11 protein-coding genes are annotated in these 12,575 nt (G+C 48.3%); all 11 read right to left on the bottom strand.

Annotated elements, in window-relative coordinates:
- Positions 1-80: 80 nt before the first annotated feature.
- Positions 81-1,016: a primosomal protein DnaI gene (gene dnaI, locus MHI54_RS14625; protein ID WP_095215659.1), complete on the bottom strand. Its 936-nt coding sequence runs from the start codon at positions 1,014-1,016 to the stop codon at positions 81-83.
- Between the two features lie 25 nt (positions 1,017-1,041).
- The gene (locus MHI54_RS14620; RefSeq protein ID WP_095215660.1) at positions 1,042-2,397 is read right to left on the bottom strand and encodes a DnaD domain protein; all 1,356 of its coding nucleotides are present in this window, start codon (positions 2,395-2,397) and stop codon (positions 1,042-1,044) included.
- A 29-nt stretch (positions 2,398-2,426) separates the two neighbouring features.
- Positions 2,427-2,891 carry a transcriptional regulator NrdR gene (nrdR, locus tag MHI54_RS14615; RefSeq protein ID WP_095215661.1) on the bottom strand — a complete coding sequence of 155 codons (465 nt, stop codon included), beginning with the start codon at positions 2,889-2,891 and terminating at the stop codon, positions 2,427-2,429.
- A gap of 142 nt (positions 2,892-3,033) precedes the next feature.
- A complete protein-coding gene (gene fabF / locus MHI54_RS14610; protein WP_095215662.1) occupies positions 3,034-4,269 on the bottom strand; it encodes a beta-ketoacyl-ACP synthase II in 1,236 nt (411 codons plus the stop codon).
- Between the two features lie 182 nt (positions 4,270-4,451).
- Positions 4,452-4,826, bottom strand: a complete 375-nt coding sequence (speD, locus tag MHI54_RS14605; protein WP_095215663.1) for an adenosylmethionine decarboxylase — start codon at positions 4,824-4,826, stop codon at positions 4,452-4,454.
- Between the two features lie 240 nt (positions 4,827-5,066).
- Entirely contained in the window at positions 5,067-6,098 is a 1,032-nt protein-coding gene (locus MHI54_RS14600; RefSeq protein ID WP_095215664.1) for a glyceraldehyde-3-phosphate dehydrogenase, read from the bottom strand.
- A gap of 94 nt (positions 6,099-6,192) precedes the next feature.
- Entirely contained in the window at positions 6,193-6,801 is a 609-nt protein-coding gene (coaE, locus tag MHI54_RS14595) for a dephospho-CoA kinase (protein WP_095215665.1), read from the bottom strand.
- Between the two features lie 18 nt (positions 6,802-6,819).
- The gene (gene mutM, locus MHI54_RS14590) at positions 6,820-7,644 is read right to left on the bottom strand and encodes a DNA-formamidopyrimidine glycosylase (RefSeq protein WP_095215666.1); all 825 of its coding nucleotides are present in this window, start codon (positions 7,642-7,644) and stop codon (positions 6,820-6,822) included.
- A 21-nt stretch (positions 7,645-7,665) separates the two neighbouring features.
- The gene (gene polA, locus MHI54_RS14585) at positions 7,666-10,302 is read right to left on the bottom strand and encodes a DNA polymerase I (protein WP_095215667.1); all 2,637 of its coding nucleotides are present in this window, start codon (positions 10,300-10,302) and stop codon (positions 7,666-7,668) included.
- Between the two features lie 92 nt (positions 10,303-10,394).
- Complete coding sequence (locus tag MHI54_RS14580; protein ID WP_095215668.1) at positions 10,395-11,768, bottom strand: ATP-binding protein; 1,374 nt, start codon at positions 11,766-11,768, stop codon at positions 10,395-10,397.
- Positions 11,768-12,463, bottom strand: a complete 696-nt coding sequence (locus MHI54_RS14575) for a response regulator transcription factor (protein ID WP_095215669.1) — start codon at positions 12,461-12,463, stop codon at positions 11,768-11,770. Before MHI54_RS14575 ends, MHI54_RS14580 begins: the two co-directional genes overlap by 1 nt.
- Positions 12,464-12,575 lie beyond the last annotated feature (112 nt).

Genomic DNA, 12,575 nt, shown 5'->3' with positions numbered 1-12,575 from the left:
TCAACTGTTACATTATATGGGCGGAGAATGGAAATATGAGCCTAAAAAAAGACAAGCCGGCTTTGGCTTGTCTTTTTAGGTCAATCGTTCCTTCTATTTTTTCCGAACAACGGCACTTCGGTTGCGACTCGTTTGATCCTTTCCATGATCCTGCCTGCTTTCACACGCTCCACATCACCGCGATTGGTCGTGGCAATCTGCTGCTCCAGCTGTGCAATGGAATAATTGGATGTAAAGAAGACCGGCAGCCGCTCCATCATCCGATAATGAAGGATGGAGCCGAGTATCTCATCCCGGAACCAAGCCGACTGCGATTCAGCGCCGATATCATCCAGCATCAGTACAGGTGTCTTCTTGAACAGCTCGACTTTCTCATTGACAGAGTCATCCTTGAGGGATGCTTTCATTTCACGTACAAACTCCGGCATATATATGAGCATGCTGGAGATATTCCTTTCGGCCAGATAATTGGCGATGGCTCCAAGGAAATATGTTTTACCAACTCCGAATGGTCCATAAAAATACAGACCCTTCTCGGGGATGGCATCGTCGGTCTGCTGTAGGAACTGCAGCGTCTTCAGGATGGCCTGCTGACGTTCCGGATCACCATGATCAAGCATTTCAGTCGTCGCCTCCAGGATATCCTTCGGCATGTACAGACTGTTGATACGTGATTGCTGCTTTTGCCGCTCTTCATGCTGCAGGCGGGAGTGGCATTTGTCATAAGCGATACGAATGACATTCCCCTCCACCTCCAGCGTCGGTGTATAGCCATTCAGTATATTCCGGCATTCCTCAAGCGATGGACAGTCCTGGCATTGCTTCGATTGTGTCGTATATTCATAAAGGCGCATCAGATTCCGCTGGATATCCTGTTCGGTAAGCTGCGGATTTGCTTCCAACAGAGCTTTCACCTCTGGGTCCCGCCTCACCTGCTGCTGCATGCGCTCGAAATTCTCTTTGAAATTACTGTTTTCCTGCATCCATTTCCGTAAGGATGCTTGAATGGGTTCCATGCGTGCACCCCCTTCCTGCTAACTCTCAAACTCGATGCTTATTCGCATTGAACTGTTTGAGCATCTCTGCTACATCCGTATCCGGCACGACTGTATCGGCAGGTGCTTCTGCCTTGTCTTTTTGGTCGAACCATTCCGGGACAACCTCCGCACGACCAGCTGTCTTCCTCCTTGCTGCAGGTTGATTCGTGCTGCTCGCTGTGTTCCACGGCTGGTTGCTGCTCTTGGCTAGCTCCATCGCTTCCCGGACAGTGCTGACTTTTTTACGTGCCCAATGTGCCGCGATTTTCTCCATATAAGCTTTCGATAGCTTCATATCAGACTTCAGCAGAACATAATAAACAAGCACATTCATGATTCCAGGCGCCATGCCTTGCTCGGCCATCACATCACGAATGATCTTCAAGTCGGCTGCTGCTGCTGTTCCATTACCGGATATGTCCTCCAGCAGCTGCTTTGGAGAGATCGTCTCCAGCAGCTGGATGAGCTGCTCTTGTTTGGTCGATGCGTGCAGCTGCTGTTTCGTGTCTTTTTGCGGGAGCTCCATGACTTTTGGCTCGGCTGTTTTAGGACGGGCCAAAAACAGATCGTGACAAGCTGCTTTGAACTCTGCTGGATTCAGCTCATGCTTATCCGAAACCGCCCAAAGCAAAGCCTTGTCCAGCTCCAAAGAGGTCAGGCTGTACAGGACCGTCATCGACTCCATCAGTTTCCGGTTCCGCGGTGTAAGAATCAATTCCGGATCGAGCATCCGCTGCTTCAGCGATTGACGCAGCCAGTCATAATCGACTACATCACTGTCGATGGAAGGTCCCCGCTTTTGATCAGCAGCATTTGATGCTGTCACCATCGGCTGGACAGAACGCTTCGTCAGCTTTCCAGCCGAAAAAACAGCCTCGAACGATGCCGTGATTTCTTCAGCCTCTTCAGGCAGCTCTTCCTCCCTGATAAGCACATCGCGCATCTGCTTGAATCTGCTTTCCCCTAATTGGTGATACAAAAGCTGGGACAGCATGTCATCCCGGAAAAAGGCCTCTGGCGGAAACGGTGCGTACAAATCATAAATGTATATATCCTCTTCCCCTTGCTTTTGGAACGTCCGGATGAGTCCGATCGCCTCCAGCTGCAGCCTTGCCTCATATAATTGATCCATCGGTATATCCAGCAAAGTCATCAGCATATGATGCGTCTTCGGTTCACATGTGCCATGATGAACGATATATTCATTGATTAGCGTCTGATATAATGTCACCGCCCGTATCCCGAGCAGCGGCTGATACAGATGAGTCAATGCCACCGAGTATTCCTCCGGGAGCGCTGACTTCATCCGGATCATATAACCATCAGCCGGCAGGAGCTTCCCGATATGCTGACTGTTCATACAATCTGTCCTTTCCTTCTGGCAAAGTCTTACTCTTTCTTATCGGTTTTGATCAAGTCCTTCAACTCTTCCAGGAAGACGCTGATATCCTTGAACTGACGGTAAACAGATGCAAAACGTACATAGGCCACTTCATCCACTTCCGACAAATGTTCCATGACCATTTCGCCGATTTCCTTACTCTGAACTTCGGATGTACCGCTGTTACGCAATTCCTTTTCCACATCTGCTACGATATATTCGATTTGCTCCAATGCAACCGGGCGTTTTTCACATGCTTTGATCAAGCCGCGCAAGAGCTTTTCTTTACTGAATTCTTCGCGCGTCCCTTCCTTTTTCACAACAATCAGCGGAGTTGCTTCGATACGTTCAAACGTGGTGAAGCGAAAGCCGCAGTCTTCACATTCCCTGCGCCGCCGGATGGAACGCCCTTCCTCGATGGGACGGGAGTCTAATACTTTTGTGCTTTTATATTGGCAGTTTGGACATCTCATGCCGATCCACCCCATTACTTCCGCGAAGCCACGGCAGGCTTCGTGCATTTGCGACACTTATGTATCGTCTTTTTCCTATTCTACCACGATTCAAGTGAAAAATCGAAGCGTTCTTCAGCCAACAAAAAAAGGCAGCCAAGGGCTACCCTTTCCATTTACGCAGTGCCAGCACCGCATTATGTCCGCCGAAACCAAAGCCATTCGACAGCGCAGCGGTTAATTCCTGCTCCACCGCTTCATTCGGTACATAAGACAAGTCGCATTCCGGATCAGCATCCCTATAGTTGATCGTTGGCGGTACAATGCCATCCTGCAGTGCTTTGAGCGTTATGATTGCCTCGACCGCCCCGGCTGCACCAAACAAATGCCCTGTCATCGATTTCGTCGAGCTGATGAGCAATTCGCTTGCTTTATCCCCGAATACTTCCTTGATTGCTTTTGTCTCTACTTTATCGCCTTCCGGTGTGCTTGTGGCATGTGCATTGATATAATCCACGTCCCCAAGCCCCATATCAGCCATTTGCATTGCCAGTTTCATCGCACGGGCAGGACCAAGGTAATTAGGCGCCGTGATATGATGCGCATCAGTAGTCGAACCATAGCCTACTATTTCGCCTAGGATCGTCGCACCGCGTTTTTGGGCATGCTCGAGTTCTTCCAATACAAGGATGCCTGCACCTTCTGACATGACGAATCCATCTCGATTGGCATCGAATGGGGAACTTGCAGTCTCAGGTGCATCATTTTGGGTGCTCATCGCCCGCATCTTTGTAAAGCCTGCATAAGCGAATGGCGTGATGGAGGCCTCCGCTCCGCCGGCAAGGATGGCATCTGCATAGCCATGCTTGATATTCAGGAATGCTTCCCCGATGGCATGGTTGCCAGTCGCACAAGCAGATACAGGAGCAAAGCTGGGTCCGCTGAAGCCCGTTTTGATAGAAACGATTCCCGATGCCATGTTGCTGATCATCATCGGCACCATGAATGGGGACACACGTCGCGGCCCTTTATCGAGCATCGTCTGATGATTATCTAAAATGGTATTCACTCCGCCGATTCCAGAACCGATATAGATGCCGACTCGTTCGGGATTCACTGTATCAGCTGACAGATTCGCTTGTTCCATCGCCTGGACAGCTGCTCCATAAGCAAACTGACTGTAGAGGTCAAAACGTTCGATTTCCTTTTTATCAAGGTATTGCTCCGGATTGAATCCGCTGACTATTCCGCCGATTCGCGAAGCTATACCAGCAAACTTTTCCGGATCAAGCTTCTTGATGCCAGACTTACCAGCCTTGATATTATCCCAAAAGCTCTCTACATCCGCTCCAAGCGGTGTGACAGCACCATATCCAGTAACTACAACACGTCTATTCAAGAATATACCTTCTTTCTAGCAGTAACTATTAGTACCTGCTATTATATCGGAAGTCAAATTAAAAAGCGACCGAAAGCTATTCATGCCTTTATGTAGGTTCCCCATTTTCCCAATCCGGATACCCCGCCATATGCACATTAAAAAACCCTGCCTCAAAAGAGAGCAGGGTTGTTGTACTCATATCAATGTGATTTTGGCTGCACTGCCACAGGACCCATGCCCCGCGGAAGCTCTGCTTTCTCACATGTCTTAGCTTCAAGTGCATCAATGATATAATCTGTTGCCACGTTCGGGTCAATGATGTTGCCACAAGTATAAACATCAATGCTGGCATAGCCATGTTCCGGAAAACTGTGGATTGTCAAATGCGATTCAGAGATGATGACCACTCCGCTCACACCATGCGGTGCAAATTTGTGGAAAGCGACCTCCCGCACTTCAGCTCCTGATTTCAAAGCTGCATCAACGAAGATTTGCTCGATCAGCTGCATGTCGTTCAATTTCTCCGCGTTACAATCCCATAATTCCGCTATTACATGTCTTCCCATTGTATCCAATATAAACTTCCCCCTTTGAATATTTACCCAAAAAATAGATGCGTGAGTTGCCACGGGGGAAAGTTAGTCCTAAGAGGTCCTAACCCTTTAAGCAGTCACTTAATGCATAAATCCTTCGGGAAAACATTATTGAAAATATGCTTGTGTGCAGCAATGAATGCATGCAAAAAGTAGTATATAGTGTTTGTACCCGTTTGGCAAGCATACGTTCAAAAATAACACAAAGAGGGGAAATTCAGCTTATATGACTTCTGCCCGCTCGGCCTTGACTATACCGCTGCCGACCAGCTGGGCCAAATCAACCACCCGGCAGGAATAACCCCACTCATTATCGTACCAGGCAATTATTTTTATCTTTTTCCCTTCCATGACGATTGTCGATAAGCCATCGATCGCAGCGGATTGTGGTGTCGTCGTATAGTCGATGGAAACCAGCGGTTCTTCACTATAGGTTATGATGCCCCGCATATCCGTTTCTGCTGCCGTGCGGAATGCATCATTGACTTGTTCTGCAGTGACATCCTCTTCCACATCCACGACCAAATCGACAAGCGAGACATTCGGAGTCGGAACACGCAAGGCCATGCCATGCAGCTTGCCCTTCAGATGGGGCAGCACTTCTGCAAGTGCTTTGGCTGCCCCTGTCGTCGTCGGGATGATCGATTGTGTACAGCCTCTGGCCCTGCGCAGATCTTTATGCGGATTATCAATATTCTTCTGGTCATTCGTGAAGGAATGAACCGTCGTCATCAGACCATTCCTGATGGTGAATCGCTCATCCAAAACTTTGACGACAGGCGCAAGGCAATTCGTTGTACAAGAGGCATTGGAAACAACATGATGCAATTCGCTTTCATAAATCTGGTCATTGACTCCGATTACAATCGTAGCATCCACGTTTTTCCCCGGGGCTGTAATGACGACCTTCTTTGCACCTGCATCCAAGTGTGCAGAGGCTGCTTCCCGGGAGCAGAATTTCCCTGTTGCTTCAATGACGACATCCACTCCAAGCTCTCCCCACGGCAAAAGCTTTGGGTCACGCTCCCCGACGACACGTATTTTTCTTCCGTCATATACGATTGCACCTGCTTCTGCGGAAATATCATTCTCCAAATTACCATGTACACTGTCATAACGCAGAAGATGGGCCAGCGTCTCTGCCGGATAGGAAGCATTCACTGCCACAATTTCCAAATCGGGCATTTCCATCGCTCGTCTGCAAACCAATCTGCCGATTCTGCCAAATCCATTAATCGCTATACGTGTTGTCATCATATTGCCTCCTTAATGTGTCACACTATATTGTAAATATCTAAAAATAGTATAACATATTGAGATAAAAATGCGAACAAAAAAAGAGCCCTTTTCATTGGGCTCCTCCTATAATGTTCCACGATATCAAGAGCTGCTTCAGCTGTTCTTTCGTTTCTTCCCTGCTACCATTGTTATCGATGATCGCATCGGCTCGGGCCGCTTTATCGTCCAAAGGCATCTGGCTTCCGATTCGATCCAATGCTTCCTGTTCCGTCAAGCTATTACGGAGCATCAGTCTCTCCAGCTGCACTTGGGGATCGACGCATACAACGACAACTTTATCCACTAGATGCAATTGCTTGCCTTCGAACAGCAGCGGGATGTCAAGAACGACTGCTGGATGCTTGGACTTGAGACGGTCACGCTCAGCAGTCATCCTCTCCCTGACGACAGGATGTACGATACCATTCAGCACCTCCCGCTTCTGTGGATCCCGGAAGATGATACCGCCCAGCTTCGGCCGGTCCAGCGTCCCGTCGGGAAGCAGGATCTCTGCTCCGAACGCATCGACAATGGCTGCCAAGGCAGGCTCCCCAGGCTCGACGACTTCCCGGGCGACTACATCTGCATCAATGACCGGAATATCGTATTCCCTGAACAAATCGCTTACGGTACTTTTTCCGGATGCAATGCCCCCTGTAAGTCCAATTACAATGCCCATGGCTTGTTCCTTCCTCCTTTACCGCTGACAGGCCGTGCAGATATGAGTGCCTCTCCCGCCGACTTTGATTTTGATGATCTCCCTGCCGCAATTCGGGCATGGGGTTCCTTGCTGGCTGTATACAAGCAATTGCTTCTGGAACGTCCCGATTTTCCCTTGGCTGTTCACATAACTGCGTATTGTACTGCCGCCCTTTTCAACTGCTTCCAGCAAGGTTTCAGCAGCCGCTTGCTGGATGCGGACCAATTCTATGTCCTCCATCGACGAGCCGCGGCGTTCCGGATGCACCCCCGCCTTAAAGAGCGTTTCATCCACATAAATATTGCCCAAGCCAGCCACCACCGACTGATCGAGTAAAATATTTTTGATCATCCGGCTGCTTCGCTGCACCTTTTCCTTGAAATACTCCAAAGTGAAGGATTCATCGAAGGGCTCTGGGCCAACCAAGGTGAGCGGCGGTGTGTCATACTCCTGTCCTTCCTTGAACAAATGCATCGTACCGAATTTCCGTACGTCATTATATCGCAGCTGTTCCCCATTCTTCAGATGGAAGATGACATGGGTATGCTTATCATCCGGCTCCGTTTCCGGTTTGACGGAGAACTTCCCTTCCATCCGCAAATGGGACACAATCACATCTCCATCCAAATAGAACATGAGAAACTTTCCTTTTCGGCCAATAGAGCGGAAAGTCTGTCCTTTCAGCCGCTCTATGAAACGATCCATCCCTTCATCGAATTTTATGATTTTAGGCCAGCGGACGGTGATATCTTCAATCGTCTTATCGACGACAAGCTGTTCCAATGTCCTCCTGGCTGTTTCCACCTCTGGTAATTCCGGCATTCCTTGTCCTTCTTTCCGTGCTTATTTCGCGTCGTACCATGTTTTTCCGTATGCGTATTCCACTTTCAGCGGCACATCGAGCTCCACTGCGTGCTCCATGACATCCGGCACGATTTCCTTCAATTTCTCGATTTCAGATTCCGGGGCTTCCAGAATCAATTCATCATGCACTTGCAGGAGAAGCTTTGCCTCCAGCTGCTCTTCTTCCAAGCGTGCTGCCAAATCAATCATCGCTTTCTTGATGATATCGGCTGCGCTGCCCTGGATCGGCGTATTCATCGCCGTACGCTCGGCAAAGCTGCGCACATTGAAGTTCCGGCTGGTCAAATCCGGCAAATAGCGCCTGCGGTTCATGATGGTTGTGACAAATCCTTTTTGTTTGGCATCCTGGACGATATCTTCCATATATGTTTTCACACCTGGGAAGCTCTGGAGATAACGATCGATGAACCGCTGTGCTTCCTTCCGTGTAATACCCAGGCTTTGGGATAATCCATAATCGCTGATACCATATACGATGCCGAAATTGACCGCCTTTGCCTGGCGGCGCATGTTGCTCGTGATATCCTTCTCTTCGACATGGAAAACATCCATTGCTGTCCGGCTGTGAATGTCCATATCCGCATTGAAGGCCTCGATCAATTTTTCATCCTTTGCAATATGTGCCAGCACACGCAGCTCGATCTGGGAATAATCGGCGGCAAAGATGACGGACTTCTCTTTTGATGGAACGAAAGCTTGTCTGATTTTGCGTCCTTCTTCCAGTCTGATCGGGATATTCTGCAGATTCGGCTCCGTTGAGCTCAATCGTCCGGTTTGCGTCAATGCTTGATTGAACCGGGTATGGATTTTATTCGTTTCCTTATCCACAACCTTAAGCAGACCTTCGATATAAGTGGATTGAAGCTTGCCTAGCTGGCGGTACAATAGCAGCTGCTGAATGATTTCATGCTGATCAGCAAGCTGTTCCAATACATCTGCTGATGTGGAATAACCTGTCTTCGTCTTTTTGATGACCGGCAGACCGAGTTTCTCGAAAAGAATCGGGCCGAGTTGTTTCGGGGAATTCAGATTGAACTCCTCACCGGCTAATGCATACACCTTTTGTTCGATTTCAGCCAGTCTGCCGCCAAGTTCTTCCTTCATCTCCTTGATACGATCCACATCGACCTGCACACCAAGATATTCCATCTCGCCTAGGATGGCAGCAAGCGGCATCTCCAGATTACGGAACAAGTCAAGCTGTTCGTAGCCCGACAGCTTTTCTTCCGCCTCTGGCTTGAGTTTGTAGATGACCATTGCTTTCCTGCCAAGATGCTCGCTGAAAGCATCCAAATCCGGCACTTTCATTTTTGCACCTTTGCCGTATACCTCTTCATCATATAAAACATCCCCCTCACCAAGACGATGCCCGATTGCCGGGATATCATGGTGATTTTCGGATGGATTTATCAAGTAAGATGCCAATAGTAAATCAAAATCGGCGTTCTCCAGTCTTATACCATGGTGCAGCAATGCCACGACTGATCGCTTCACATCAAAAACCCATTTTGCTTTCGAAGCATCCTCTGCCCAAGCTTTAAAAACATCGGATTTATATGCGACATCCGAAGGAATGAAATACGCACCGTTCGCATTGGCAAGACCAAAGCCTTCAATTTTTGCTGTATGGTAGTTATCCGTCAGCATTTCGACAACAAGCGCATCCTCACCGGTGAACAAATCCTCGGTGATCTCTTCCACGATCGTGACATCCAGCGGGGTCAGCTCTTCCGCTTCTTCCTCCGGCGCCCCTTCGTCCCCGATTCTCCCAAGCAGCGACTGAAAGCCCAAATCCTTGAAAATCGTACTGACAGCAGCACTTTGATATCCATCGTAGTTGATGTCGCCAAGGCTCACTTCGATTGGTGCCTCTGTTTCGATCGTCGCCAGCTCCCGGCTCATGAACGCTGATTCCTTATTGTCTGTAAGCTTTTGCTTGATGCTCTTCCCTGATACGGCATCCAGCTGCTCGTAAATGCCATCAAGTGTCTGGAACTGTTTCAGCAGTTTTACCGCTGTCTTTTGTCCGACTCCGGGAACTCCAGGTATATTATCGGAGCTGTCACCCATGAGCGCCTTCATGTCGACAATCTGCTCAGGTTTGACCTCCATGTTCTCCAGCAGGAAATCCGGTGTATAGGAATCGATTTCGCTGATTCCCTTCCGCGTAAGCTGAATCGTTGTCTTATCACTTACAAGCTGCAGTAAGTCCTTATCCCCGGAAATGACTTTGATTTCAAAATCATCTGCCTCTGCCTGCTTAACCAGTGTACCGATGATATCATCCGCTTCATATTGATTCAGCTGATAATGTTTGATCGAGAAAGCATCCAGCAATTCACGCAGCAGCGGAAATTGTTCCGATAATTCCGGCGGTGTTTTCTGACGGCCGCCTTTGTATTCTTTATATGTTTCATGACGGAAGGTGGTCTTCCCTGCATCGAAGGCGACCAGCATATGTGTCGGATTTTCATTTTCCAATATTCTAAACAGCATCGTCGTGAAACCGTAAATGGCATTTGTATGTATACCCTTGTCATTATTCAACAATGGAAGGGCAAAAAATGCCCGGTAAGCAATGCTGTTTCCATCTATCAAAACCAATTTTTTCGTCATACATCAAACTCCTTTATCATCGTTCCTGTCTCTTCTCAATAGTTTACCATGTTTCCCTGCCGAAACAAAAAAGATCGTCCAGCTGGACGATCTTAGCCAAGCGCCTTTGGCAGGCGAATGGAGAACGTGGTGCCTTTATTCACTTCACTGCTTACCGTGATCGTTCCGTCATGCGCCTCGACCACATGCTTAACGATGGCAAGGCCCAGTCCGGTTCCGCCCGTATTACGGCTGCGGGCTTTGTCTACCCGATAAAAACGCTCAAAGATACGGTCGAGCGAATCCTCTGGGATGCCGATTCCGGTATCCGAAATCTCGGCAAACACTGCATCATTCGATTGTGTCACCTTCAGCTTCACCTTGCCGTTCGGCGGTGTATAATTGACTGCGTTATTCATCAGGTTGATCACAAGCTGCTTCAGCCGATCCTCATCACCGCGCATGATGACGCTGTCGGGAAGCTCCAACTCCACATCAATCTGCTTGCTTGCTGCATGCTGCTCAATCATCGGCATGATCGTATCAATCATCGAACTGAAATCGAGCCTCTCCACCCTCACCTGAAGTTCATCTTTTTCCAAACGCGAGAGCTCGAGCAAATCCTTTACCAAAGCCTGCAGGCGCTGACTTTCTTTATTGATGATCGTAATGAAGCGTTCGGTGAGTTCCTTATCATCCAGTGCGCCTTCCTCCAGCAGCGTTTCGGAAAAGCCGCGTATGGAGGTGAGGGGTGTTTTCAGTTCATGCGAGACATTGGCCACGAAGTCCTTTCGCATCTCTTCGACTCGTTTCAGATCCGTGATCTCATAAAATACAAGCACAGCACCCTTCAAATCATACGAGTCATTGAAAATCGGCGCCGCCACAATTTCGAAGAAGCGCTTTTCCTTCTCCAGCTGAAGCGTGAAAGCATCTCGCACCTTTTCTTCATAAAGAAATGCCTCAGAAACGACATGGTGGATATTGCTTTGCGAAATGGTGTCATGGTAAACGTGGCCGATATAATCCTTGTCCCTTCCTCCGAAAACGGATAGGAACTTCCTGTTGACCAAATGGACATATCCACGCTCATCAACAAGCATCAAACCACTTTCCATATTATCGATCACCGTTTCCAGCTGATCCTCCTGCATCTTCTCCAGCAGCTCCAGCTCATGCAAATTGCGCGCGATTTGATTCACGGAACGGATCAGTCTGCCGGCATCCCCGTAAAAATTCTCATAATTCCTAGCCTTATAATTCCCTTTCACCAGTTCTTCCGCAACTTCGGCAGTCACGGAAACAGGTTTGATATAGCGTTCCTGCAGCCGGTACAATACCGAAATGATCAGCGCTGCACCAATCAGCAGGACACTCCAGAGAATAAACCACTCATTTGTGATTTGCATAAGGATAAAACCGATTGCCGCAAAGACCAGCAAGATGAGTGATCCATAAACGGCAATCCCATAAGAGCTCCGACGCATTACTGCGGCTCCTCCATCTTATAGCCCAAGCCGCGGATGGTCTTGATATAAACAGGATGTTTGGAATCAGGTTCGATCTTTTCGCGCAGATGGCTGATATGCACATCCACGATTCGCGTATCTCCGACGAAATCATAATTCCACACGGAGCTTAACAGCTGATCGCGTGACATGACTCGGCCCTTGTTTTTCGCAAGATACAGCAAGAGTTCAAATTCCTTGCGGGTAAAACTCAAGGATTCTCCATTAATGGACGCTTCGTATTGATCCGGGAATATGGATAATCCCGAAATCTTGATCTCTCCGCTTTCCAAATAATTATCATTCTTATTCGTACGGCGCAAGATGGCCTTGATCCGCGCAACAACCTCTTTCGGGCTGAATGGCTTCGTAAGATAATCATCCGCACCAAGCTCAAGTCCCAGCACCTTGTCCAATTCCTCATCACGCGCTGTAAGCATGAGGATCGGCGTGTCAATCTGTTTCTGCCGAAGCTGCTTGCAAACTTCGGTGCCGTCCAATTCCGGCAGCATCAAATCAAGGACAATCATATCGTATGTATTCTGCAATGCCTTCTGCAATCCAGTCAGACCATCGAAGGCCGTTTCTGTTTCAAATCCAGCTCTTTCTATATTGAATTGCAATAAAGTTACGATGGATTCTTCATCATCAACAATAAGTACTTTTTGTGCCATGGATACTAGCCCCCTCTATGCAACATCATACCGTTTTCCAACTGTAAAGTGAACCATACGTTTTCGCTTTCTCTGTTAAGAATTTGTAAATATAAAAAAGCCTATCCTTTTT

Origin of the sequence: Terribacillus sp. FSL K6-0262 (genome assembly GCF_037977385.1) — a bacterium.
GTDB lineage: Bacteria > Bacillota > Bacilli > Bacillales > Amphibacillaceae > Terribacillus.
The sequence above is the reverse complement of the archived record's forward strand: the minus strand, read 5'-3'. Positions and strand labels throughout refer to the sequence as shown.

Coding starts and splice junctions, on each gene's coding strand:
- dnaI (WP_095215659.1), bottom strand. CDS start 1,016: ATGGAACCCATTCAAGCATCCTTACGGAAATGGATGCAGGAAAACAGT.
- MHI54_RS14620 (WP_095215660.1), bottom strand. CDS start 2,397: ATGAACAGTCAGCATATCGGGAAGCTCCTGCCGGCTGATGGTTATATG.
- nrdR (WP_095215661.1), bottom strand. CDS start 2,891: ATGAGATGTCCAAACTGCCAATATAAAAGCACAAAAGTATTAGACTCC.
- MHI54_RS14600 (WP_095215664.1), bottom strand. CDS start 6,098: ATGACAACACGTATAGCGATTAATGGATTTGGCAGAATCGGCAGATTG.
- coaE (WP_095215665.1), bottom strand. CDS start 6,801: ATGGGCATTGTAATTGGACTTACAGGGGGCATTGCATCCGGAAAAAGT.
- mutM (WP_095215666.1), bottom strand. CDS start 7,644: ATGCCGGAATTACCAGAGGTGGAAACAGCCAGGAGGACATTGGAACAG.
- polA (WP_095215667.1), bottom strand. CDS start 10,302: ATGACGAAAAAATTGGTTTTGATAGATGGAAACAGCATTGCTTACCGG.
- MHI54_RS14580 (WP_095215668.1), bottom strand. CDS start 11,768: ATGCGTCGGAGCTCTTATGGGATTGCCGTTTATGGATCACTCATCTTG.
- MHI54_RS14575 (WP_095215669.1), bottom strand. CDS start 12,463: ATGGCACAAAAAGTACTTATTGTTGATGATGAAGAATCCATCGTAACT.